Raw genomic sequence first — 23733 nt, forward strand, 5'->3', positions numbered from 1 at the left:
CTGGTTATGGGGAAGAGCGACAGTGCCTGTCGCACGACGCCGCGACTATGGTCGCGGCAGCGCATGGGCTATCCTGCCCATCGCACCCGACGTTGATGGACGGCCGCCAGGAGCAACCGGATGATCCACACCTTCCCCGGCAACCAGCTGGAACACCTTGTTGGCCCGCTCGCCAGGCTCCTCGCGATGCCGGTGAGCAACCCGCTGCAGCCGGATGTGATCATGGTCCAGCATCCCGGCATGGCGCACTGGCTCAACATGGAACTGGCTGCGGAACCCACCCGGCGGGTGGCGATGAACCTGGAATACCCGCTGCCGGTGCGCTACTTCTGGACCCTCATCCGCCGGATCCTGGGCTCCGACCGCATGCCGGAGGTATCGCCCTATCAGCGTGAGATCCTGGTCTGGCGACTGTATGCGCTGCTGGCTTCAGAGGCGGTGACCAGGGACCCTGCCTTTACCGAACCGACACGCTACTGGCAGCAGCAGAGCCCACGCCAGCAGCCTTTGCGCCGCTTCCAGCTGGCCGGAGAACTCGCGGACCTTTACGAGCAGTACCTGATGTACCGGCCGGATTGGATCCGGGATTGGGACGCAGGGCAGGCGGATCACTGGCAGGCCCGGCTCTGGCAGGCGCTGGTCGCGGAGATTCCGGATCACCCGCTACGACTCATGGATGAGGCCCGGGAGCACGTGACCGAACCAGCGGAAGCGTTACCAGAACGTCTGTTCATCTTTGGCATTAACAGCCTGGCGCCCCTGTGGCTGGAATTCATCAGTGAGATGTCCCGGAAGGCGGGGGTGGATTTCCACATCCTTTACCTTAACCCCTCGGATGAGTACTGGGGGGATGCCATCAGCGATCGGCAGGCCGCCCGCCAGCGGGCACGCTGGCTGGATGAGCACGACGATGACAGCGGCCTGGTTCTGGATATCGGCAATCCGCTCCTGACCGGCCTCGGCCACCAGGGGCAGCAGTTCGTGCGCCTGCTCAGCGAGGTGGCGGACGAGGAAATGCCGCTGTTCACTGAGCCGGACAATGATGACCTTCTGGCCCGACTTCAGAGTGACGTGCTGCATCTCCGGGATGGCCGTGAAGCCCCCAGCGACCACTGTGACAGCAGCATCAGTATTGTCAGTGCCCACAGCGCGCTGCGTGAGGTCCAGGCGCTGCATGACTGGCTCCTGCACCGTTTCAATAACGATCCGGAACTTGCGCCACGGGACGTGGTGGTGATGTGCCCCAATGTGGAGCAGTATGCGCCCTTCGTGGAGGCGGTGTTCGCCGGTCGCGGCGAGGCGTTGTCCGAAAGGGTGCCGCCGTTGCCCAGTTCCATTGCCGACCGCAATCCGGGGGATGCGGACCCGGCAGTGGCTGCATTCATTGAACTGCTGTCACTGCCGGATGCGCGCTTTGAAGTGAGCCGTGTTATCAGCTGGCTCCAGGTGCCGGCCATACAGCAGCGATTCGGGCTCGATACTGAACAGGTAACCCAGCTCAGCCAGTGGCTCAACGCTGCTGCGATCCACTGGGGGCTGGATGCCGAACACAAGCAGCAGTGGCTCGGGGAGGGCGCCGGGGAACGCTATAGCTGGGATCAGGGGCTGGAACGGCTGCTGATCGGGTTTGCCTGGGGTGATGAGGAAGTGGTGCTGCGGGACCGCCTTTTGCTGCCCCAGGTGGAAGGCGGGGATGCCGTGGTGCTCGGCCGTCTGATCGCCTTCCTGAGGGCGCTCAAGGCGCTACGGCGGGATATGGCCCGGGCGCGCACAATCAGTGACTGGCAGACGTTCCTGCATGAGCGGCTACGCCAGGCGCTGTTCAGCACCGAACGAAGCCATGAATGGATCCATGAACAGCTCCGGGAGGTGATCCGGGAGCTTGGGCAGTACGCCAGCTACGCGGCATTCACGGACCCGGTGCCGCTCACGGTCATACGCCATGCCCTTGAACAGAACCTGCAGAGCCCGGCCCGGACCGGTCGCCAGTTCATGACAGGGCAGATCACTGTCTGCTCCATGGTGCCCATGCGCTCCATTCCATTCCGGGTCGTGGCGATCCTGGGACTGAACGACGGCGAATTCCCGCGCCAGCGCCCACCTCTGGGTTTTGATCTGATGGCCAATGATCGCCCGCGCCCGGGGGACCGCTCGCGCCGCGGAGATGACCGTTACCTGTTCCTGGAAGCCATACTCTCGGCCAGGGACCATCTCTATCTGAGCTACCAGGGGCGGGATCTCAATACGAATGCGGAGCGTCAGCCATCCCTGGTGCTCACGGAACTGATGAACTATCTGGAAGGCGCTACCGGCTGGCGCCGCGACGCCATCAGGGCATTGCCGCTGCAGCCGTTCAGCCCGGCCAACTACCAGGGCCCGGAGCCGAGCTTTGACCCGGGGTGGCTCCGCCTTACCGAGTCCGGGGAGGAGCGGGAGCAGGCACAGCGCCTGCCGCCGCCTGATCCTGAACCCGACCAGCTGACCCTGGAGCAGCTGGTCCGGGCCCTGGAGAACCCGGCCCGTCACCATGCCCGGCAACGCCTTGGCCTCTATCTGGAGGAATCCGAGCTGCCTGAACTCGAGGATGTGGAGCCCTTTGCGGCCAATCATCTCAGCCGTTATCTGATCCAGGAGGCACTGATCCACTGCGAGCTTCAGGGTGTCGATGACACCCCGGTGCTGGAACGCGCACGTCTTTCCGGGGAGCTTCCGGACCATGCGCCGATGGCCTCGGAACTGGCGGACTGGCGGGAACAGGCCAGTGGTTTCGCGCAGGCTCTGATGGATTCAGGAGCCGCAGACGTCCAGACCGCCGCAGTGGAATACAGCATTGATGGCCTGACGTTGGCCGCAGAGCTGACAATGGCAGCGGATGGCCGTCTGGTTCTGTGGCGCATGGCGAATCCGAAAGGCAAGGATCTGCTGCGGCTCTGGTGCCATCACCTGATGGCCAACCTTGGGGCGGAGCGGTCCTCGGTCGGTATTCACCGGGGCAGGGACGGCGCTCTCCGCGTAATGCAGCTGGAAGCCATGGGGCGAGGGGAGGCGGAATCCCAGCTGACGGCGCTGGTGGAAGCCTGGCGGGAGAGCCTGTGTGAGCCCTCGCGCCTGCACGCCGACCTGATGCGTGAGCTGGCCACCATGGACGCTGATGCGGATGGGACGAAACGGCTCCGGGCGCTGCGCAAGGCCTGGCTGGGCGACAGCTGGAACGGCTTCCCCGGGGTCAAGGATGATGCCTATGTCGGATGGTTCTTTGATGAAGACACTGATACAGAATCCCTTCTGGCTGCTATCGACCGCCGGTACGGTCCGTTGATGGCCGCCGTGACGATCACCGACACCACGGAGGCGGTGTGATGCAGGAGCTGGACGTTACCCATCTGCCGCTGGAAGGCATACACCTGATCGAGGCCAGTGCGGGCACTGGCAAGACCTACAACATCACACGCCTCTATCTGCGCCTGCTGCTGGAGCGCGAACTGGAGGTGCAGCAGCTGCTGGTGATGACTTTCACACGTGCCGCCACCGCCGAGCTGAAGGGACGTCTGGCGGGCGAAATCCAGCGTGCCCATGATTACTGGGAGGAGCTGGAGGAGCCCTTCTATGTGGCGCTGCGGGCACGTTTCCCGGACACAGACCGGGTGAAGGCCCGCCTGCGCAACGCTGCCCTGCACATGGACGAGGCGGCCATCTACACCATTCACAGTTTCTGTCGGCGAGCCCTGACGCAGGAAGCCTTTACCAGTGGCATAAGCTTTGAGGCGGCCATGGAAGTGGACAGCAGCGCACTGGTGCGTGAAGCGCTGGAGGACTGGTACCGCCAGGAGGCACAGGGGCCGTATTTCCAGCAGCTTTACGCCTATCAGCCCACGCCCGACGCCTTCGCAAAGGTCTGGGAAGCCACCATCAAGGGCACCGAGACGCTTCCGGAACCGGAGGTGCCGGATCTGGCGACAGCCTGGCAGGGATTCCGCCGCCAGTGGCCGGAGGAACGGGAGGCCTTCGCGGCGCTGAATGTTGCCGCCCGGAAAACGGCGGATACCAAGGCCCACTGGCAGGCCGTTCAGGAGGAGCTTGAGCGCCTCAGCGGTTGTGACTGGGATGGCAGTATCCCGGACGTTTTCCAGGGCAGGTTCCTGAAGGAGGCGTTCAGCAGCGCGAAGAAACAACAGAGCATGCCCGCGCTGTATGAGCTCGCCAGCGGCATGGCCGGCCTCCAGCGGGCGCGTGAGGCCTGGTGGGCCTGGAAGGGCGTGACCTTCGCGCGGGCGCACCTGGCCGCCAGTAAGGATCGGCTGGACCAGCTGGATTTCAGTGATCTGATCCGCCGCCTGAGTGAACAGCTGGCCTCGGAGGAGCGCGGACCGGCCCTGGCCCGGAGCCTGGGAGAACAGTTCCCGGTGGCACTGGTGGATGAATTCCAGGATACGGACCCGGACCAGTACGCCATCCTCCAGGGGATCTACGGTGAGGCCAGGGAACAGGGCCGGATGCTGTGCATGATCGGCGACCCCAAACAGGCCATCTACGGTTTCCGTGGCGGGGATGTCTTTGCCTATCTCACCGCCCGCAATGACGCGGATCACCAGTGGGTCATGGGCGCCAATTACCGCTCGGCGCCGGAAGTGATCCGGGGCTATAACCGGCTCTTCCATGGCGGGGCCGTCCCCGGGGATCCACGCGATGCCATCCCCCATGACCGGATCTTCGGTTATGGCATCCAGTACCCGCCAGTCAGTGCCGGCAGGCCCGACCGGGAGCCGGTTCACGGACCGGCGGGACGGGCGGCTTTCCAGTGGGGGCTGCTGCCGGTTGCGGATGACATGGAAGGGCTCAGCAGCAAGGGCACCGGCTATACCAAGGAGGGGCGTCAACCCCTGGCGCAATGGACGGCCCGTGAAATCCTGAGGCTGTTGTCTGACGCAGAGGTTGATGGTGAAACCGTGGCCCCCGGGGATATCGCTGTCCTGGTCCGGGACCGCACGGAAGCCGCCCTCATGCAGGAAGCGCTGACCGCCCGGGGGCTGGATTCGGTCTACCTGAGTGCCCGGGACAATGTGCTGGAAAGCCCGGAATCCCTCGATCTGCTTCGGGCCCTGCGGGGCATCCTGAACCTCGAGGATGACCGCCAGCTGATGGCGGCGCTGGCGACCATGCTGTTCGGTTACAGCACCCGGGAGCTGTTTGATCTGCGCAACAGCGAACGGGACTGGGCCCGGCTTCTGGACGACGTTACGGCCCTGCGCGAGCGCTGGCACCGCAAGGGTTTCATGAGCATGGCGCTGCAGCTTGTTCAGTGGCGGGCACGGCCGGAACCGCATCGGCATGAGCGCAGCCTCACCAACCTCATGCACCTGATGGAGCTGCTGCAGGAGGCCAGCCAGCAGCACCGCCAGCCCGAGGCGCTGCTGCACTGGTTTGAGCAGGCGCGCACGGACAGCACCGTCCAGAACACCGAACTCCGGCTGGAAAGCGACGGCCACCTGGTGCGGGTGGTGACCATGCACGGAGCCAAGGGGCTGGAGTATCCCATCGTGTTCCTGCCGTTCGTCAGCTATGGCAAACAGGGCGGCCGCGGTCGGGATATGCTGGTGCGTTACCACGATCCCCGTGACCACAGCACGCACCTGGCGCTGAACCCATCGGACGAACAGCTTGATCTTGCAGCGGAGGAGGAAGCAGCGGAGAGCATCCGTCTCCTTTACGTGGCCGCCACGCGGGGCGAACGGCGGGTCTACATGCTGGCCGCGGCATTTGATCAGCTGGCGTCTTCGTCGCTGGCGCGCTGCCTTGGGGTCAGCAGTTTTGAGGCGCTGGAAGGTGCAGTACGGCAACAGTATGGCGAAGGAGCCTGTGGCGTACTGACAATCACCAGCACCGATGAGCCGGTGAGCAGTGCTCCGGCGCCGGCTTCCCATGACGGGCTGGCCGCGGCTGAGTTCCATGGACGTATTGAAAGGGACTGGTGGCTTTCCTCCTTCTCCGCGCTCACGCGCAATGCCCGCCACGGCGGCACCAGCGCCCGGGACCGCGATCAGGACGAACAGGAAGAGACCCAGCCCCATGCGGAAGCGGACAACATCCGCTTTTGCCTCCAGAAAGGTGCCGAAGCTGGCAACCTTCTGCACGACGTGCTGGAGTGGCTGGATTTCAGTAACCCGGACCTGGATGGGGTTCTGGACCAGGCCGAAAGGCGCTACCCGGGCCTGATGGCCCCTGCTGAAACCACACGTGAGCCGATCAAAGCCTGGCTGCGGGAGCTGCTGGCCGTAAAGCTGCCCAGCGGTGCAACCCTGGGAGCGTTGGCGCCGGAGAAGACCCTGCGGGAAAGCGAATTCTACTTTCCCATGAACGCGGATCAGCACCCACCCCTGGGCCGCATCCTGGCACGCCACAGAGGCGTTGATGCTGCGGTCACGCTGCCACCACCGGCCAGCCTCAACGGCATGCTCCAGGGCTTTATCGACCTGGTCTACGAGTGGCAGGGGCGCTATTACATCGTGGACTACAAGTCCAATCACCTGGGCAACGGCTTTGGCCATTACAACCCGGAGGCACTGACCGCCAATATGCGCGAGAGCTTCTACGACCTCCAGTACCTGCTCTATATGCTGGCACTCCACCGTTTCCTGCGGATCCGCATCCCGGACTACGATCCTGGGCAGCATCTCGGGGGCGTGCACTACCTTTACCTGCGTGGAATGGCGCCGGGCCGTGATACCGGTGTCCACGCACGGGAGCCGGATCTGAGCGCACTGCTCGCCCTGGATGCCCTTTTTGAGGGCCGGGAGGAGGCGGTATGAGCGCGGTTCTCAACCCGGTGCGGGAAGGCGAGGCCCCGGAAGCCATCGACCAGGCGCTGGCGGATGCGCTGTGCGAGTGGATTGGCTGCCGGGAGGACTGGTTCCGACATACCCTGATGGCCGTCAGCGAGGCACTGCAGGAGGGCCATACCTGCCTGCACCTGCCGTACTGGGCGGGTCAGACCCGCTGGCAGAGTGACACCTTCCCGGGCATCCGGTTCCCGGAGCTGGCAGAGTGGCGTCAGGGCCTCTCGGCATTGGCGATCAGCCCGGATGATGATGCCCCCGTGGTGTTTGAGCGGGATCGTTTCTACCTGCGTCGTTACTGGCGTTTCGAGACCGAAGTGGCAGCGTCCATCCGCGAACGACTGGCGGTCACTGGCAGTGCGGATACGCCCAGCGCCCGGGCGACCCTTGAGCGGCTCTTCCCCGGTGAGGCAGGGCAAGCCGCGCCTGACTGGCAGAAGGTGGCCGCGGCTAACGCACTGTTCCAGCGTTTCAGTGTGATTGCCGGTGGGCCCGGCACCGGAAAAACGCATACGGTCACCCGGCTTCTGGCACTTCTGATCGAGATGTCCGCGTCCGGTGGGGAAATGCCCCGGGTGCACCTTGCGGCGCCCACCGGCAAGGCGGCCCAGCGCCTGGCCGAGTCCGTGGTGAAGGCACGCTCCGGACTGGCGTCGGATTTGGAACCCCGGGTTATGGAGGCCATCCCCCAGGAGGCCACCACGCTGCACCGGTTGCTGGGCGTGATCCCGAACAGCCACCGATTCCGCCATAATGACGATAACCCGCTCAATGTGGACATACTGGTGGTGGATGAGATCTCCATGGTGGACCTGCCGCTGATGGCGCGGTTGTTCCGTGCACTGCCCCCGGAGTGCCGGGTGATCCTGCTGGGCGACGCCGACCAGCTGCCCTCGGTTGCCGCGGGGTCGGTGCTGGCGGACCTGGCACCCCGGGATGTAAAGGCCTACAGCCCCGAACGCTGCCAACAGCTCGCTGCCCTCGGCATTGAGCTTGACGCCGCCGACGACGGTTCGGGTGGTGTGGACTACCTGAGTTTCCTGAGGGAGAGCCGGCGGTTCGGTGGCAGCAGTGGTATCGGCCAGCTTGCCGCTGCTGCCATCAGCGGCCATGAGGAGGGTACTCTCAATGTTCTCCGGGGCGCTCACGAGGACGTGGTCTGGCAGGGCGGCGGTGAGCTGTCCGAACAGCTTGCTGCCTGGACGGAGCAGAACTACCGGCCCATCACGGAAGCGACCGACCTGAAGGAGGCCTTCGCGCGGCTGCAGGCCTTCCGGATCCTCTGTCCCGCCCGCGTTGGTCCCAATGGTGTCCAGTCAATCAATGAGCGTATTACCGCTGCGCTCAACCCGGAGCGGCAACGTTTCTTCCGCGGCCAGCCCATCATGATCACGCGCAACCATTACGGGCTTGGCCTCTACAATGGCGATATCGGCCTGATCTGGCCGGACAAGGCGGAGCGGGAAGGCGAGGCGCCCCCGCTGCTGGCCTGGTTCCCGGCTGAGGAGGGGTTTATTCCCATGGCGCCGGGGCGACTGCCCGACCATGAAACGGTCTACGCCATGACCATCCACAAGACACAGGGGTCGGAGTTTGATTCCGTGGCCCTGGTGCTGCCGGAGCGGCCGTCCGCGATTCTCAGCCGGGAGCTGATCTACACTGGGATTACCCGGGCCCGTTCCCGATTGATGGTCATCGGGGGTGAGGCCGTCTGGCGTGCCGGCATCAGCCAGGCCGTGGAGCGCCATTCCGGCCTCGGCGTGCGGCTCAGGGGTGACCCGTCCGAACACCGGTAAGCATGACAAGGACTGTATTCCCATGATCATTTCCTCGACCCAGGATTACCGTGAGGCGGCACGCCGGCGGCTGCCGCCCTTCCTGTTCCACTACATCGATGGCGCCAGCTACGACGAATACACCCTGCAGCGCAATACCCAGGACCTGCGTGAGCTGTCACTGCGCCAGCGGGTGCTGCAGGAAGTCGGTGACGTCGACCTCTCAACCCGTCTTTTTGGTGAGGATCTGAGTCTGCCAGTGGCTCTGGCGCCAGTGGGGCTGACGGGCATGTATGCCCGGCGCGGCGAGGCCCAGGCCGCCCGGGCCTCGGCCGCAAAGGGGGTTCCCTTTACGCTGTCCACCGTGTCGGTGTGCCCGATCGAGGAGGTGCAGCAGGCCTCGGATCGGGCACTCTGGTTCCAGCTTTACGTGCTCCGGGACCGCGGCTTCATGAAGAACGTGCTGGAACGGGCCTGGGAGGCCGGTGTGCGGACCCTGGTGTTCACCGTGGACATGCCTGTGCCCGGCGCCCGTTACCGCGATGCCCATTCCGGCATGTCCGGCCCGTACTCAGGGGCCCGCCGTATGCTGCAGGCCGCCACCCATCCCGCCTGGGCCTGGCATGTGGGGGTTCGTGGGCGCCCCCATGATCTGGGCAATGTCTCCGCCTATCTCGGTGAGACGATCAGCCTCGAGGACTATGTGGGCTGGCTCGGCAGGAACTTTGATCCGTCCATCGGCTGGAAGGATCTTGAGTGGATCCGCGAGTTCTGGAAGGGCTCCATGGTGATCAAGGGCATCCTGGATCCCGAGGACGCCCGGGATGCGGTGCGGTTCGGCGCCGACGGCATTGTCGTCTCCAACCATGGCGGCCGCCAGCTCGACGGTGCCCTGTCCAGCGCCCGCGCCATGCCGATGATCGCGGATGCGGTCGGGGATGAGCTCACGCTGCTGGCGGATTCCGGTATCCGATCCGGACTGGATGTGGTGCGCATGCTTGCCCAGGGGGCTGACGGTGTTCTGCTCGGCCGAGCCTATATCTATGCGCTGGCGGCGGCGGGAGAGCAGGGCGTTGCCCACCTTCTGGGGCTCATAGAGAGTGAGATGCGTGTGGCGATGACGCTGACCGGTGCCAGGTCCATCGGGGATATTTCCCGGGACAGTCTGGTGTCGTCACCCTGATCAATTGCGGCTTAAGCCCATGACGCCCGCAAACCAGACGGGGTATCATAGCGCCGTTTTTCCATTGACTCGGGACCTGCAATGACCACCAAGTTCCTGCTCGACGAAAGCCGCATTCCCACCCATTGGTACAACCTCCAGGCGGATCTGCCGGAGCCGTTGCCGCCCGTGCTCAATCCGGCAACCCATGAGCCGGTGACGCCAGCGGATCTGGAGCCGCTGTTTCCTGCGTCGCTGATTGAGCAGGAGGTAACCACAGAGCGGGAGGTGCCGATCCCTGAGCCGGTCAGGGACGTTTACCGTCAATGGCGGCCCGCGCCCCTGTATCGTGCCCATGCTCTGGAAAAGGCGCTGGGAACCCCGGCGAAGATCTACTACAAGTACGAGGGCGTGAGCCCTGCCGGCAGCCACAAGCCCAACAGCGCCATACCCCAGGCCTTTTTCAACCGCGAGGCGGGTATCCGCCGTCTCACCACGGAGACCGGGGCGGGGCAGTGGGGCACCTCGCTGGCCTACGCCGGTGCGCTCATGGATATGGACGTGCAGGTCTTCCAGGTGCGGGTTTCCTACGATCAGAAACCCTATCGGCGGGCAGTCATGGAAACCTACGGGGCGCGCTGTATTGCCTCTCCGTCGAATGAGACTGAGTTCGGCCGCAGCGTACTCGCGGACAATCCGGACCATACCGGTAGCCTAGGTATCGCCATCTCCGAGGCGGTGGAGCTGGCAGCCCAGGATCCAGGCACCAAGTACGCGCTGGGCTCGGTGCTGAACCATGTCCTGCTGCACCAGACGGTGATCGGCCAGGAAACCATGGAGCAGATGGCCATGGCCGGGGATTCGCCCGATGTGATTGTGGGCTGCACCGGTGGCGGCTCCAACTTTGCCGGTTTTGCCTTCCCGTTCATCGGCCAGTCACTGCGTGGTGGTGAAAGCCCGCGTGTGGTTGCCGTGGAACCCTCATCATGCCCGACACTGACCCGTGGCCAGTACGCCTATGATTATGGTGATACGGCGAAGATGACCCCGCTGACGCGCATGCACACCCTGGGGTCAGGCTTTACGCCGCCCGGTTTCCACGCCGGCGGGCTGCGCTATCACGGCATGGCGCCGCTGGTTTCGCACGCTAAACAGCTGGGCCTGTTCGAGGCGGTTGCCTATCCCCAGAAGGCCTGTTTCGAGGCAGGGATTCTGTTCGCGCGTAATGAGGGGATTGTGCCGGCGCCGGAAGCGAACCACGCGGTGCGGGGTGCCATCGACGAGGCTATCCGCTGTCGGGAAGAGGGCAGAGCCGAGACCATCCTGTTCAACCTGTGCGGCCACGGGCACTTTGATATGGCGGCTTACACGTCCTATTTCGCAGGCGAGCTCAGCGACCATGAGTACAGCGATGGGGAACTCGCCATGGCCCTTTCGGGTCTGCCGTCCGTCTGAACGGCAGTTCCAGGGCAGCTCAGCGGTTGTTGCTCGGTCCGCAGGTTTTGATGCCAATGGGGCGACGGGGCGATGAGCGCAACCAGCCCTCAGAGTGTCTGAGGGCCTGGAAATAACAGGGCTACCAGAACAAGGAACAATCTCCCTGTTCATGGGATGTGCGATTCGGTGGCAGCGTGGCTATTCCCCCAGGAAGCTGCTGTACATCCAGGCGGTTTTCTCCTGTTCAGTGATGTAGTCACTCATCAGTGAGTTGGTACCCTCATCGCTGGCCTCTCCGGAGGCTTCCAGGATGTCCCGTTCCAGCTTGATGAGCACAGAAAGCCCGTCGAGGATCTCCTTCACGCACTGGTGCCCGTCGGTTACGTTCGTCCGTTCTGGAATCCGGGACAGGTTCATGTACTCCGAGTAGGCGTGAATCGGGCGGTAGCCGAGAGTCAGGATGCGCTCAGCGATCTCATCCACCTTGAGGAGCAAATCCGTGTAGAGTTCCTCGAACTTGGTGTGCAGTTCGAAGAATTTATCGCCTTTGATGTTCCAGTGATAGCCGCGGACGTTCATGTAGAAGATCTGGTAGTGGGCCAGCAGTTCGTTCAGCTGGTCAGCCAGGCCCTGAGCCTTGCTTTCTTCAATGCCTATGCGGTTGGTCGACATGGGTGCTCCTTGGTTTTCTTGTTCATAATATTACGCCTCATTGGAATAATGGTGTCTGGGCATCTCGTGTTCAACCACCAGGAAGCATTAAATGGATAGGCGTTTTCAATCCACCTGATTGCTCAACGCCAGGTGGGCCGGTAGCGTCCATGGGCACCGCATGGCGTCGGCTGTTTTTTCAATGTCTTCAGACAGCGCCCGGTCGGAGGTGAGCAAGGGGGAATGGGCACGGACCCATACCATCATCTGCGCTGTTGCCTGGGAACGCAGATCAGGCTCCGCACGCAGCTCAAGGGCCTGGACCGCCATCAGGGCATCGATCGCCAGAAGCCGGTAGAGCAGGGCCAGCAGGTGATGCGTTCTGCGCGCCCCGATGGTTCCCATGGTCACCACATCCTGGTTGTCGCCGTTGGTCGGGATGGACTGGATCGAAGCGGGTGCCGCCTGGGTGCGCATCTCCGCTAGCAGGGCGCTTGCCGTAACCTGTGCTCCCATGAATCCGCTGTTCAGTCCCGTTTCCGAGCCCGTCAGGAAAGCGGGCAGGTCCTGGTTCAGACGGGGGTTGGCCAGGCGGGCAATGCGCCGCTCCGCGTGGACCGCCAGCGTGATGACGGCGTTGGCCAACGCATCCGAGGCCAGGGCTACGTGCTGGCCGTAGAAGTTGCCGCCATGAAGTGCCTGATCGAAAGTGTCCGGGAGGACAGGGTTGTCGGTCACACTATTGAGTTCCGTGGTCACGGTCTGCGTATGCCAATCAATCTGGTCCGCAACAGCCCCAAGAAGCTGGGGCGCACAACGGAGACTGTAGGGATCCTGAATGGGCGCACTGAGCTGGTGCAGGGCGTCTGTTGAGACCTGGCCCTCATCGGTCATTGCATCAGGTGGGGCATCATCCAGAATGGCCAGCCAACGATGCAACTTCTTTTGGCCCGGATGTGGCCGCAGTTCGCCAAAGGCACTGTGCCAGGCCTCACGGCGTCCACGCAGAGCCTGGGCGTGAGCCACGGTGATCAGGGTGCTCCAGCGCAGGGCTCGTTCCGCCAGACGGTCATTGAGTGCGGCAATACCCGTCATGGCGGAGGTGCCATTGACCAGGGCAATGGCATCTTTACCGGCGGGTTCCAGCGGTTTCAGTCCCAGGCGTTCAAGAACTTCCGCCGCAGGTTCAGCCCCGCCGTTAGCGTGCCGGATCCACCCTTTGCCCATGAGAGCTCCGGCGATGTGGGCCAATGGGGTCAGATCACCGCTTGCGCCAACAGTACCCATGGCGGGAACGACCGGAAGCGCGCCTGCGTTAAGGCAGCGCAGAAGCTGATTGAGGGCGGATGGAGAAATGCCGGAGGCGCCCAGGCCGAGGGCACTGATGCGCGCCGCCATGGTGGCACGCGTCTGCTCCTGAGAGAGGGGCTCTCCCACGCCAGCACTGAGGTGGGCAATAAGATTCCGTTGAAGGGCCTCGCTGTAGTCACCGCCTACAAGGGTATCCGCCAGGGGCCCGTAGCCTGTGGTTACACCATAGATGAGGCGCTGTTCTTCCAGGTAACGGCTGAGCCGTTCGTGGCTCTTGCCGATCCGGTGCCAGGCGTTTTCACCGAGAGACAGCGCTTCCCCAAGCGCGATGCGCTCCACGTCCTCGGTGGTTGTGCCATGCCCCGGCCAATGAATTCCGTCACCAGTCACTCAGTTTCCCCATTTCATTGCGCGGTAGCGCTGTTCCGAAATCAAACCGCACTGGCCGCTCCGGTGTTGCGAGGTTGGCATTCACCCATTGGCGCAGGGTCTCTTCAAGTGTCTCCCGGTCAGCACCTTCCACCGGCACCACGAACGCCTTGAGCCGGATCCCGCTACCTGTGTCGAAGGGCCGGATTGAGCACTCCACAACACCGGGGTGATCTGCGAGCATTCGTCCGATGGAGGCGGGGTCAACATTGGTCCCGGCAACCTGTACCGCTCCGTCCTGTCTTCCCGTGGGTACCAGCGTCCGCTGGTCGTACCAGTGGAGTTCGTCAGGAGCGGCAACCGTGGCTGCCAGGGGCCGGAGAAACAGGCTGCGGGTATTGCCGTCAGCGGCGCGTTCCCAGTGTTCCAGGAGGGTGAAGGGCGAATCCGGGTCTGATCGCCACCCAATACCTCCTGTCTCGGATGAGCCATACACTTCGGTCATGGAATCAAGCTTCTGATTTTGGAGCGCTCGGATCACCTCCGGCGGGCAGGGCGCGGTAGAGGTTACTCCAGCAACGTCAGTGTTGAACTCAGTATGGCGACCACTGCGATAACGCCACCACTCCGGGTATGCCACGACAAGATCGCCGGGCTCCGGGTCCAGTGCAAATTGCTGTGCCGTGTCACCATGGCAATAGGGCACCTGCAGCACGTCAGCGAGCAGTGGTCCCCAGATGAAGCCATAGATATGATGCGGGGGAGCGACCCCGACTATACGGCACCGGTCTGAAAACGCGCTGGCAAGCAGTGAGACCTCGCTTTCAAGATGGGCTAGCGGCAGACGATTAAGCCTTGGCTCTCCCGTCGTGCCCCCGGAGCGGAATCCAATATGGGTAGTGCCATCAGCGAGGCCTTCCCGGATCAGAGCCACCCAATCCTCAACGGCGTCTTTTCGCAGCAGCCATTCATCAAGGCCACTGGCTTCCAGGTCAAAAAACTCGTTGACCACTCGAGCCAGCGCCAGTTGTTCTATTGAGTCAACCGCCAGTGGGCCGTCTCTGAGAGAGTTCCCGGCGGTGGCTTTGCTCACCAGATCGGCACTGCTGGCGCCTCGCTGGCTGGCCAGTTCGCTGCCGATCAGGTGGCTCAGTACCGCCAGGGTGGGGTGGGTTCCGAGCTGCATCAGACGCGCTTGACGAAAACCCAGTAGCTATTCCCATCGAGGGACTTTTTCATGTGCACCTTCACCTTCGTCGGCTTCATCTGATAGTCAAAGGTGTACTCGAACATGGTGCTCAGGTTGCCGCTCTTCACGCCTTCCTGAAATTTCCCGAAAAAGTCGTCCGTCTTGGTGCAGGGAGCGACTTCCGTGAAGAAGTTCTTGCCGATCACCTCTTCCGGCTTACGTCCGGTGATCTCGCCTTCTGCTTTGTTATAGCTGAGAATTTTGCCATTGGCATCAAGGTTGATGGCGCCAAAGGCCAGCTGGTCGATGTCACGATCACTCATCTCAGCAAGCTTGTTGCCGATATCTTCCGAACCAAAGTTAACGCGTTCCATTACTGCTCCTGAATTATTGAAGTGTGCACTGTTAACTACGCACATCGATCAGGCAGCGGACACTGGAGTTTGTAACGGAATGTAGCGCGGCGCCCGGTCACGGTTACTCCGGGCGCCGGTACCGACTCAGGGCTCCTCGTAGGGTCTGTCAAGATCCTGAATGACGGAAAACGCTCCTCTCAGATCACCAGGCTCGTAGCCTGTCGCCTGGTCAGCCGGATACTGTTTTTCAAGCGCGGCCCTGATGGCTTCGGACTGGTTCTCTTCCGGTCCATGACAGCCCATGCACTGGGGTTTGACGCCGATCGGTTTCATGTAGCGCAGATAGCGGGAGTCGGCCACTTTCTGAATACTACTATGTTCAAGGTTTTTCATTGTCGCTCCCTGATCCAGTTGCTCCTGGAACCGGGTGAGTACCCGCGACTCATGGGCATCTGGCATACCCAGAAGCGGATTCCGTACCCGGGTCCCGACCCGGGTTATCCGCCAGCCGGTTTTGCGGGAAAGCCGGGATTTAATGGCCGGTGCGCGATCTCTGCACACCCGGATTGCCGCCTCTGGACCTTCTTCCTTCATCGCGGACCTGAGCTCAGAAGCAAGTTCGGTTGCCAGCTGATTGACGACTGACCGGGCGCCCTCTATGCGTTGATCTCGCTCGTGAACCTGAACCGGCTCGGATGGGATGGCAACTGCGGGGAGCAGCAGCAGGAATGCGAGTATGCGGATACAGTGAGTCATTGGATGGCCTGGTTTCAGTGTGCATTAGAATATTCTCACATTATTGCGATTAGGTTCTCTGTGGCAAATCGGAGTGTCCGGTTTTTGATGATTTCGGGTATGCGCGTCTATCCGTCTGATCGCGTTGGGTAGGATTTAGCTTTTGCATTGATTATTATCATGTTCTTTGTCTGCATTACGGGGCGTGATCCACCATGAAGCGAACTCAAAACAGCCAATCGCTGCCATCGCTGCAGTCACTGGTGGCTTTTGAGGCAACTGCGCGGCTGGGCTCCATGACGGCTGCTGCTGATGAGGAGCGCACGACTCAACCTGCGATCTCGCAGCGCATTCGCGCACTGGAGGAGTGGGCGGGCATGCCTCTGTTTGACCGTAAGGGTGGAAAGCTTCAGCTCACGGCCAAGGGAGAGCGTTTCCGTCGGGAGGTTTCATCTGGCCTGAGCGGGATTCGGGGCGCTTGCGACCGGCTGTTGCGTGAGGGAGAAGGGCCGGCGCCCTCGGTTGTGATTGCGGCCGGCTCGGGATTTCTGCACCTGTGGTTGCTGCCACATCTTCCGGCGATGAAGCAGGCGTTCCCCGAGGTCACATTCACACTCAAGCCTATTGACCGGGCGGACGACCCTGAGCTGCAGGCAGCAGATATTGCCATTCGTTTCGGCCCCTATCTGCCCCAGGAAGAAAGCCAGCTCCTCGCCAGGGAAGAGGTCTTCCCTGTAACCAGCCCTGACTACGCCCGCAGTAACGCCCTGGGCAGTGAGCTAAAGGCATCCGATCTGGACCACGTCACACTGCTGCACCAGGATATCCACGAACCGCGCTGGCTCGACTGGCTGCAGTGGTGTGATCAGGTCGGGATTGAACTAGCGCCAAGGGAAGATTATTTCGCCTATCACAACTATGCGCTGCTATTGCACGCGACGCTGGCGCGCCAGGGGGTGGCGCTGGGGTGGTCTATCCTGGTGGAGGAGTACCTGAAAACCGGGCAGCTGATTGCGTTGGGGCCGCGAATAAAGCGCACGGAGTATGGCTACTGGCTGAGCGCGAAACACCACCGCAGCGCGGTGGTGCAGCCTATCTGCGACTGGCTGATGGCTGCCATGCAGCCGTATCAGCCAGTCGATGCCAGGTATTAGGCGTGCTCACCTGTCTGCGCAAGCGGCTGCCGCGGTTCCTGAACCAGCGATAGCAACACGCCAAGGGTCATCAGGATGATGACGAAGCTGACGGGGAGTGCGGCGGCAATCAATGCCGTCTGCAGAGCGGAAAGTCCACCCAGCACCAGCAGTACGGCAGCCACCAGCCCAATCATTGCACCCCAGTAAACGCGGAAAACATGTGGTGGCTCCTCGTCACCCAACGAGAGGATGGTCGTTACCACCAGGGTGCCCGAATCCGACGATGTGATGAACCAACTCATCAACAGGAACACCATCATTGCCGAAAGCAGCCAGCCAAACAAACCGGTACCGGCGATGCCATCAGCCGTGGCGAACAGCGCTGCGGGAAGCTTCCAGCCATTGACCAGTTCAATAATGCCTGCCGCGCCAGCTCCGCCGGAAGCAGACAGCTCCTGGTGAATGGCGGTACCTCCAAAGATCACCAGCCATGCAAAAGCGATCAGAGTTGGCACGAACAGAACGCCCAGAACGAATTCACGAAGCGTTCGGCCTTTGGAGATCCGGGCAATGAAAAGACCCACGAAAGGTGCCCAGGCCAGCCACCAGCCCCAATAGAAGATGGTCCAGGCCCGCTGCCATTCTCCGGTCTCCGGGGAGTCCGCTTTCCACAGACCCATGGGAACCACGTTGACGGCATAGTCGAAGAGGGTCTGAAAAAAGGTGGTTAGCAACCAAAGCGTAGGGCCCCCAACCAGGAAAACACCGACCACCATTACCGAGACCCAGATATTCATCTCGGAAATGATCCGGATGCCTTTTTTGACGCCCAACGCCGCCGACAGAATCGACAGGGTGGAAATCACCAGGATCAGTATGAGCTGGGTAGTCAAACCGTCGCTGATTCCAAACAGTCGCTCCAGTCCGACACTCATCTGGCTGACGCCAAGACCCAGTGAGGTTGCAACGCCGAATACGCAGCCGAGCACCCCGAAAATGTCGAAAACATGGCCTACAGGTCCGAAGATCCGTTCACCAATAAACGGATAGAGTGCTGAGCGCAGTGCCAGTGGAAGACCTTTACGGAATGCAAAGTACGCCAGGGACATACCGACGATCACGTAGATGGCCCAGCCATGGAGACCCCAGTGGAATACGGTGACCCGAAGGGCATCAATGGCGCGCTCCTGATTGAGTGACGTGGCGCCGGCCATATCGGCATGAGGATTATTCGGGTAATCGAAAGCGCCGGTATTATCAAAATAGAAAATCGGCTCTGCCACTCCGAAAAACAGAATCCCGATCCCAATACCCGCTGAGAACAGCATGGAAAACCAGGAAAAGTTCCCGAACTCCGGACGGCTGTCATCCGTTCCCAGGCGGATACTGCCGTAACGGGTGAAGATCAGAACAGCGCAGACCGCAAGCAGCGCCATGACTGTCACCAGGTAATAGCCGCTGAAAGTTGTTTCAATCCAGGTTCGGGCTGCGCCAAATACGGTGTCGGCGCTACCTGACAAGCCGGTGAACAGAACGAAGAGCAGGATGAGCAGGGTTGCGCCAATGGTCATGCGTTTGTGCATGCCACGGAACAGACCGCCCTGGGTAAGTTCGGTCACCTTGTAGTCTGTGGTGATAACCGCGTGGGGGTTGTCTTCCTGCAGATTAGGCGTTGGAGCGTCGTTTGAGGTAGCGATAATTGTGTCCTCTTTAAAGTCGGTCATCGGGCCGACGATCCCGCTGCATGCCCGGTTTGGGGGGAATGTAGTGGCAGCTGCGCGCAAATACAGGGCGCCTGCCACTCATGCAGTGCGTGACAACAGGGGCTTACCTTTAAGCCGGTTCCTCTTGACCGATCACGGCCGGATCAAAAGGCGCGCGCGAGAAAACCCGCCGCAACAGCGGTTCAAAATGGTCCAGCGTGGGTGTTGGGTAATCCGGGTCGAAAGAGGCCTGATCGTAGCGCTCGCAGAAATCGATGCAACTCTGGTACCACGGGTGGTCCCTGTAGCGATCGCGCTCATAGGGGTCCTCGCCGAAATGATGCGCATAATAGACTTTCTGGAAGAGGCCATGGTGCCGCACCACCCAGGTCACCTCCGCGCGCACGTAGGGTCGGATGATCGAGGCCGCGAGCTGAGAATGGTTGTAGGGTGCGAGCTCATCGCCCAGATCGTGGAGGAGAGCGCCTGCAATCATGTCGTCGTCCGCGCCATCGGCCTCGGCGCGCGCGGCCGTTTGCAGCGAATGCTCGAGGCGTGAGACCTGGTAACCGCTGAGGGTGTTTTCCAGATTGCGTAGCGCCTGCATCAAGCGATCCACCAGTCCCTGATTGAACGCCTCTTCCAGCTCATCCAGCAGCACGTAATCCTCGCGGGTGCCGTCTTTCATCTGACGAAAGGAAACCTGTTGCATTTATGCGACCTCTTCTGTGGTTTGATGCAGTTTCTGAAGACTTGCATAGCGCTCTCGCGGCCCGTCAGCGTCCAGGTAGCAGCCCTGGAGGTGGCGGTGCCCCTCACTGGGGTCATAGCTGGTGCGCCCGTGCAGTACCCGGCTGTTGTCGAACATCATCAGCTCGCCGGCATTGAGCGTGAAGCGTGCTTCGTAAGCGGGGTCGGAAAACAGCTGACCCAGGCGCTGGCGTGCCTGGTGGAACAGGCGTGTGTCCGCATCCGAAAGAAGCGGCAGGGCATCCAGGCGCGGACTGTAATGCACGCCCGTCGGGTTGCCGTGATCATCCGTCTGGATCATGGTGCGTTGGGTGGTCAGCTCGGTGCCTGCATCCACAAAACGAAAGCGAACCGGCGTGCGCTTGAGCAGCTCATAGCCTTCCGGGGTTTCGGCGCGCAGCTGCTCCAGCACTTTGAGGCTGTCCGCAAGCGTGGAAAGGCCGCCGCTGGTTTCGTTTACCAGGCAGTGCAGCAGCTGGATACCGGGGACCGGATTACGGTAGGGATTATCAGTGTGCGGTCCCAGAGCCACGCTACGGTAGGCCAGGTCATTACCAGTGGGCCGTGAATAGACTTCGAAATAGCGCCCGAAGTTGGTTTCCTTGACGTAGCCGAAATGGCTCCCCACCTCCAGGATGCGCTCTGGGTCCGTCGGCACGTTGTACAGGATCAGGTAGCCATACTGCAGGTAGGCTGACAGAGATGCCTTGAAGTAGGCGTTATCCTGCTGGACACGCACCCAATCAAAGCGCACGCGCTGCTGGTCCAGGCTGGAATCCCAGGGCTCCGCGGCTGGGAAAGGCGCTGTATTGCCCAGCTCCTGGGCCAGGGCGGTCAGGTCATACACTTCTTCATGACCATCGCTGAACGACAGTGAAACGCGGTCGGTGCCCACAGGTTCAGCCTTTTTCAGGGTCAGCGCGTCGTCGATGGCGTGGGAATCGAACAGACGCTGCTGTGTCATTGGTTCCAACTGGTCAGGCGCCTGCGTCCGCTCCCGCAGCCATAGCGGGCTGACCTCCATCGTTGAACGGCCGTCGTCGATGTGCACGGCTGCGGGCTGCTGGTGAATGATGAACGGATGCTGTGGCATAAGAACTCCCTCGGCTTGTTTGAATGCGGGCTGACGCTAGCGACGCGGCGTTATGATGGTTACTGCTGGCGCGAGGGAGTAGGGCCGGAGGCTTATCCTGCTCTATGCAATTTTCTTATGGGAAGCCTTTGCCTGTCTTCCGGATTTTGGCCGGCTGGTGTTAAATCAGTCACCTGAAAACAGCTATTGACGACAGATGCGGCGTCAGTAAAATACACACCCGTTGTCGAGGGCAGCACACAGCCCCATCAGAGAGCGGGAATAGCTCAGCTGGTAGAGCACCACCTTGCCAAGGTGGATGTCGCGAGTTCGAATCTCGTTTCCCGCTCCAGTTTCCTTCCCTGTTTCAGGCGCGGTGGCAGAGTGGTCATGCGACGGACTGCAACTCCGTTTACGCCGGTTCGATTCCGACCCGCGCCTCCATTAATCCGATGTCACCCCCTTTTCCGTGTAAGTCGCCCCAGTCGTGCGATGGCTGCGTCCACGCGGTCCGCATCCGCAACGCCACAGTTCACCCTGAGATAGCGCTGGAACCGTTCCGTTGAGGAGAACAGCGGACCCGGGGCGATGCTGATGCCTTCTTCCAGTGCGTGCTGTTGCAGGTTAAGGGTGTTGGCGTGCTCCGGCAGTTCCACCCAGAGCACGAATCCGCCCCGTGGTCGGCTGACCCGGGTGCCCCGGGGGAAGTGCTCCTGTATGCCGCGCGCAACACGGTTGACCTGGCGCTGATAGATCCGCCGGATACGCCGCAGGTAACGGTCGTAGCCGCCCTGGTCCAGGAACCGGGCGAGCGCGAGCGTCTGCAGGGTTGGGGCGGCCTGGTTGGTCGCGTACTTGAGGTAGGTGAGCTGGTCGCGGAAGCGCCCGGGTACAGCCCAGCCGATCCTCATTCCGGTTCCCAGTGTCTTGGAAAAGGAACTGCAGTACAGAACACCCCCGTCCGTGTCCCAGGCCTTGGCCGCCCAGGGCCGATCACCGGAGAACCCCAGCTCGCCGTAGATGTCGTCCTCGATCAGGGGAATGCCATTGTCCGCAAGCAGCCGGACAGTCGCTTCCTTGCGTTCATTGGAGGCGAGGTGGCCCAGCGGATTGCCGTAGTTGGGCATGGCCACACAGGCCTGTATCGGCCATCGCTCGATGGCGCTTTCCAGGGTCTCCGGGTGGATGCCGCCACCGGGCTCGGTCGGTAACTCCAGAGCCCGCATGCCCTGGGATTCTATGGCCTGAAGAATGCCGTAGAAGGTGGGTGACTCAATAGCGATCACGTCTCCGGGATTGGCCACGGCGCGCAGGCTCAGGGAGATTGCTTCCTGGCAGCCACTGGTGATGACCACGTCATCCGGGCTGATGTGGCAGCCGGCATCCGCCATCCGCCGGGCGATCTGCACACGCAGGGATTCATCTCCGGGAGGGAAGTCATAGCCGGCCACACGGTTCCTGTGGACCCGCCGTGCATGCCCGATACAGCGGTCCAGGGCCGTAAGTGGCAGCAGCTCGGGATCGGGCACGGCGGTTCCCAGGGGAAGCAGGGCAGGGTCACCATACTGGCGGATCAGCTCCAGTACGCGGGCCTGGCCTGTGACCAGCGTGGGTCCGTCCTCAGTACTCTCAGGCTTGCGCCACTCCACAGGGGCGGCATCCGGTTCCTGAACGTAGAATCCGGAACGGGGCCGCGCACGGATGATGCCGCGATCCTCCAGAAGCTGGCACGCTTCCACGGCGGTGGCCAGGCTGACCCCGAACTGCTGTGACAGTTTGCGTATACCCGGCAGCCGGTCCCCCGGGCTGTAGACACTGTCCTCAATCTGCTGGGCGATCTGTCCCGCCACATCCTCGTAGAGCCACTTGCCCATCTGTACTCCTTAACTACATCGCCCCCTGATGCTGCCATAGGGGAAAACCGAAAACTGTAATGGTATCTTTTTTACGTTTCTGAATCTGTACCGTCAACGGAAATCTGCGTACAGTTCGTCTTGGTCGTGGTCGGACGCCGGCATCAAACCCGCCCGGCGTTCCCGTTCCCATCGCTGGCCAGCCTGGTCCTTCAGGCGGTGGTGCCAACCACCTACCGATGGGGAAGCGGTATGCAATACCTGCGTACGGTTAACCACGGCAGGACTCCCTATCTGATTCAAGCGGATGTTCCTGCGGACCAATTTTCAAGGAGAAACGAATCATGACAGCTGTAGAAAACGCGAATGCCGGCGAACAGTACGAGCAGTATACCCCCAGTTTCGCCGAATACTGGGATGACCTGGTCGGCTGGGACGATCGCCTGGAACGCGATGGACCCTTCTACGGACGGCTGCTCAACGCCCACGGCGCAAAAGACGTCGCCGACGTTGCCTGCGGTACCGGCGTCAACGCCGTAGCCCTGGCTCTGGGGGGCTTCAAGGTCACCGCCACTGACGGCTCAGAGAACATGCTCGAAAAGGCGCGGGAGAACGCCAAGGCACGCGGTGCGACTTTCAATAAATCCTGCGTAGCTGACTGGCTGACCCTGGACGATACTCTGGGCAAGGAACAATATGACGCCATCGTGTGCCTGGGTAACTCCTTTACCCACCTGTTCGACCACGAGCAGCGCCGCGATGCCCTGCACGCCATGTTCCGGACACTGCGCCCGGGTGGCATGCTGATCATCGATCATCGCAACTACGACACCATGCTGGACGAGGGCTACAGCTCCAAGCATGCGTACAACTATTGCGGTGACGGTGTGGATGTGGGCCCCGCCCAGCTGCATCGCGGTCTGGCGCAGTTCCACTACACGTTCAAGGACGGCAGCACTTTCCAGCTCAACATGTATCCGCTGCGTCAGAACTACGTAACGCACCTGCTCGAGGACGCGGGCTTCGTTAACGTTGAACGCTACGGCGACATGCAGCGTCCGTTCATCCTCAATCAGGTGGACTTCATTCAGCAGGTGGCTTTCCGTCCGCCGGAAGCATAAACACCGCTGCGTGATTGTGTTGAAACCCCGCGGTTACCGCCGCGGGGTTTTCTGTTTCTGAACCTCTGATTGCGTTTCCTTCCAGGGGTTTATACAATCCTCCCGCCTTTCCTGATCCTTCTGCGGCTGTGGTGGAATGGGTAGACACTGGGGACTTAAAATCCCCTGCCTTCGGGCGTGCCGGTTCAAGTCCGGCCAGCCGCACCATTTCCAGTCTGAACATTGAGCCGCTGCCAAAGGGGTAGGGAACCGTTCCCGGTCTCTCCGGTTCCGCTTTGTC

The 23733-nt window shown here is 61.8% G+C and carries 16 protein-coding genes and 3 tRNA genes; 10 read left to right on the forward strand and 9 right to left on the reverse strand.

Annotation, left to right across the window (positions count from 1 at the left end; genetic code table 11):
- The first annotated feature begins 120 nt into the window (after window positions 1-120).
- The 5 genes from recC to GLW01_RS07970 all read left to right on the forward strand — a co-directional run bounded on the left by recC (window position 121) and on the right by GLW01_RS07970 (window position 11225).
- Window positions 121-3360: an exodeoxyribonuclease V subunit gamma gene (gene recC / locus GLW01_RS07950; protein ID WP_160898729.1), complete on the forward strand. Its 3240-nt coding sequence runs from the start codon at window positions 121-123 to the stop codon at window positions 3358-3360.
- The gene (locus GLW01_RS07955) at window positions 3360-6806 is read left to right on the forward strand and encodes a UvrD-helicase domain-containing protein (protein ID WP_160898730.1); all 3447 of its coding nucleotides are present in this window, start codon (window positions 3360-3362) and stop codon (window positions 6804-6806) included. The genes recC and GLW01_RS07955 overlap by 1 nt, the downstream gene beginning before the upstream one ends.
- Entirely contained in the window at window positions 6803-8629 is a 1827-nt protein-coding gene (gene recD / locus GLW01_RS07960; RefSeq protein ID WP_160898731.1) for an exodeoxyribonuclease V subunit alpha, read from the forward strand. Before GLW01_RS07955 ends, recD begins: the two co-directional genes overlap by 4 nt.
- A 22-nt stretch (window positions 8630-8651) precedes the next feature.
- Window positions 8652-9791 carry an FMN-dependent L-lactate dehydrogenase LldD gene (gene lldD / locus GLW01_RS07965; RefSeq protein ID WP_151439552.1) on the forward strand — a complete coding sequence of 380 codons (1140 nt, stop codon included), beginning with the start codon at window positions 8652-8654 and terminating at the stop codon, window positions 9789-9791.
- 81 nt (window positions 9792-9872) lie between these two features.
- Window positions 9873-11225 (forward strand): TrpB-like pyridoxal phosphate-dependent enzyme, encoded by a 1353-nt coding sequence (locus GLW01_RS07970; RefSeq protein WP_151439551.1) that lies wholly within the window; start codon window positions 9873-9875, stop codon window positions 11223-11225.
- Between the two features lie 180 nt (window positions 11226-11405).
- On the opposite strand, the gene GLW01_RS07975 is transcribed toward GLW01_RS07970, so the two are convergent.
- The 5 genes from GLW01_RS07975 to GLW01_RS07995 all read right to left on the reverse strand — a co-directional run bounded on the left by GLW01_RS07975 (window position 11406) and on the right by GLW01_RS07995 (window position 15839).
- Window positions 11406-11879, reverse strand: a complete 474-nt coding sequence (locus GLW01_RS07975; RefSeq protein ID WP_151439550.1) for a Dps family protein — start codon at window positions 11877-11879, stop codon at window positions 11406-11408.
- Between the two features lie 105 nt (window positions 11880-11984).
- The gene (locus GLW01_RS07980) at window positions 11985-13559 is read right to left on the reverse strand and encodes an HAL/PAL/TAL family ammonia-lyase (protein WP_340162444.1); all 1575 of its coding nucleotides are present in this window, start codon (window positions 13557-13559) and stop codon (window positions 11985-11987) included.
- Window positions 13549-14724: an AMP-binding enzyme gene (locus tag GLW01_RS07985; protein ID WP_160898732.1), complete on the reverse strand. Its 1176-nt coding sequence runs from the start codon at window positions 14722-14724 to the stop codon at window positions 13549-13551. Before GLW01_RS07985 ends, GLW01_RS07980 begins: the two co-directional genes overlap by 11 nt.
- Window positions 14724-15101, reverse strand: coding sequence for a photoactive yellow protein (pyp, locus tag GLW01_RS07990; protein ID WP_151439548.1), 378 nt, complete (start codon window positions 15099-15101; stop codon window positions 14724-14726). Before pyp ends, GLW01_RS07985 begins: the two co-directional genes overlap by 1 nt.
- A gap of 126 nt (window positions 15102-15227) precedes the next feature.
- Window positions 15228-15839 carry a Tll0287-like domain-containing protein gene (locus GLW01_RS07995; RefSeq protein ID WP_160898733.1) on the reverse strand — a complete coding sequence of 204 codons (612 nt, stop codon included), beginning with the start codon at window positions 15837-15839 and terminating at the stop codon, window positions 15228-15230.
- A gap of 194 nt (window positions 15840-16033) precedes the next feature.
- Here GLW01_RS07995 and GLW01_RS08000 point away from each other — a divergent pair, with 194 nt between their 5' ends.
- A complete protein-coding gene (locus GLW01_RS08000) occupies window positions 16034-16972 on the forward strand; it encodes a LysR substrate-binding domain-containing protein (RefSeq protein WP_151439546.1) in 939 nt (312 codons plus the stop codon).
- Here the strand turns inward: GLW01_RS08000 and GLW01_RS08005 are convergent.
- The 3 genes from GLW01_RS08005 to GLW01_RS08015 all read right to left on the reverse strand — a co-directional run bounded on the left by GLW01_RS08005 (window position 16969) and on the right by GLW01_RS08015 (window position 20500).
- A complete protein-coding gene (locus GLW01_RS08005; RefSeq protein ID WP_160898908.1) occupies window positions 16969-18537 on the reverse strand; it encodes a BCCT family transporter in 1569 nt (522 codons plus the stop codon). The two genes, GLW01_RS08000 and GLW01_RS08005, sit on opposite strands and share 4 nt — an antisense overlap.
- A 250-nt stretch (window positions 18538-18787) precedes the next feature.
- Window positions 18788-19369 carry an HD domain-containing protein gene (locus GLW01_RS08010; RefSeq protein ID WP_151439545.1) on the reverse strand — a complete coding sequence of 194 codons (582 nt, stop codon included), beginning with the start codon at window positions 19367-19369 and terminating at the stop codon, window positions 18788-18790.
- On the reverse strand, window positions 19370-20500 hold the full coding sequence (locus GLW01_RS08015) for a TauD/TfdA family dioxygenase (RefSeq protein WP_160898735.1): 1131 nt from the start codon (window positions 20498-20500) through the stop codon (window positions 19370-19372).
- Window positions 20501-20755: 255 nt separating this feature from the next.
- On the opposite strand from GLW01_RS08015, the gene GLW01_RS08020 reads away from it, so the two are divergent.
- A tRNA-Gly gene (locus GLW01_RS08020) sits at window positions 20756-20831 on the forward strand.
- An 18-nt stretch (window positions 20832-20849) separates the two neighbouring features.
- A tRNA-Cys gene (locus tag GLW01_RS08025) sits at window positions 20850-20923 on the forward strand.
- A gap of 11 nt (window positions 20924-20934) precedes the next feature.
- Here the strand turns inward: GLW01_RS08025 and GLW01_RS08030 are convergent.
- Complete coding sequence (locus tag GLW01_RS08030) at window positions 20935-22353, reverse strand: PLP-dependent aminotransferase family protein (protein WP_151439543.1); 1419 nt, start codon at window positions 22351-22353, stop codon at window positions 20935-20937.
- 323 nt (window positions 22354-22676) lie between these two features.
- Between GLW01_RS08030 and GLW01_RS08035 the strand changes: the two genes are divergently transcribed.
- Both GLW01_RS08035 and GLW01_RS08040 read left to right on the forward strand, forming a co-directional pair.
- Window positions 22677-23453, forward strand: coding sequence for a class I SAM-dependent methyltransferase (locus tag GLW01_RS08035; protein WP_151439542.1), 777 nt, complete (start codon window positions 22677-22679; stop codon window positions 23451-23453).
- Window positions 23454-23575: 122 nt separating this feature from the next.
- Window positions 23576-23660: transfer RNA gene (locus tag GLW01_RS08040), tRNA-Leu, on the forward strand.
- Window positions 23661-23733 lie beyond the last annotated feature (73 nt).

Origin of the sequence: Vreelandella halophila, assembly GCF_009856365.1 — a bacterium.
GTDB classification, from domain to species: domain Bacteria; phylum Pseudomonadota; class Gammaproteobacteria; order Pseudomonadales; family Oleiphilaceae; genus Halospina; species Halospina utahensis_B.

Coding starts and splice junctions, on each gene's coding strand:
- recC (WP_160898729.1), top strand. CDS start 121: ATGATCCACACCTTCCCCGGCAACCAGCTGGAACACCTTGTTGGCCCG.
- GLW01_RS07975 (WP_151439550.1), bottom strand. CDS start 11,879: ATGTCGACCAACCGCATAGGCATTGAAGAAAGCAAGGCTCAGGGCCTG.
- GLW01_RS07970 (WP_151439551.1), top strand. CDS start 9,873: ATGACCACCAAGTTCCTGCTCGACGAAAGCCGCATTCCCACCCATTGG.
- GLW01_RS07995 (WP_160898733.1), bottom strand. CDS start 15,839: ATGACTCACTGTATCCGCATACTCGCATTCCTGCTGCTGCTCCCCGCA.
- GLW01_RS08015 (WP_160898735.1), bottom strand. CDS start 20,500: ATGCCACAGCATCCGTTCATCATTCACCAGCAGCCCGCAGCCGTGCAC.
- GLW01_RS08030 (WP_151439543.1), bottom strand. CDS start 22,353: ATGGGCAAGTGGCTCTACGAGGATGTGGCGGGACAGATCGCCCAGCAG.
- GLW01_RS08000 (WP_151439546.1), top strand. CDS start 16,034: ATGAAGCGAACTCAAAACAGCCAATCGCTGCCATCGCTGCAGTCACTG.
- GLW01_RS07955 (WP_160898730.1), top strand. CDS start 3,360: ATGCAGGAGCTGGACGTTACCCATCTGCCGCTGGAAGGCATACACCTG.
- GLW01_RS08005 (WP_160898908.1), bottom strand. CDS start 18,537: ATGCACAAACGCATGACCATTGGCGCAACCCTGCTCATCCTGCTCTTC.
- pyp (WP_151439548.1), bottom strand. CDS start 15,101: ATGGAACGCGTTAACTTTGGTTCGGAAGATATCGGCAACAAGCTTGCT.
- recD (WP_160898731.1), top strand. CDS start 6,803: ATGAGCGCGGTTCTCAACCCGGTGCGGGAAGGCGAGGCCCCGGAAGCC.
- lldD (WP_151439552.1), top strand. CDS start 8,652: ATGATCATTTCCTCGACCCAGGATTACCGTGAGGCGGCACGCCGGCGG.
- GLW01_RS07985 (WP_160898732.1), bottom strand. CDS start 14,724: ATGCAGCTCGGAACCCACCCCACCCTGGCGGTACTGAGCCACCTGATC.
- GLW01_RS08035 (WP_151439542.1), top strand. CDS start 22,677: ATGACAGCTGTAGAAAACGCGAATGCCGGCGAACAGTACGAGCAGTAT.
- GLW01_RS08010 (WP_151439545.1), bottom strand. CDS start 19,369: ATGCAACAGGTTTCCTTTCGTCAGATGAAAGACGGCACCCGCGAGGAT.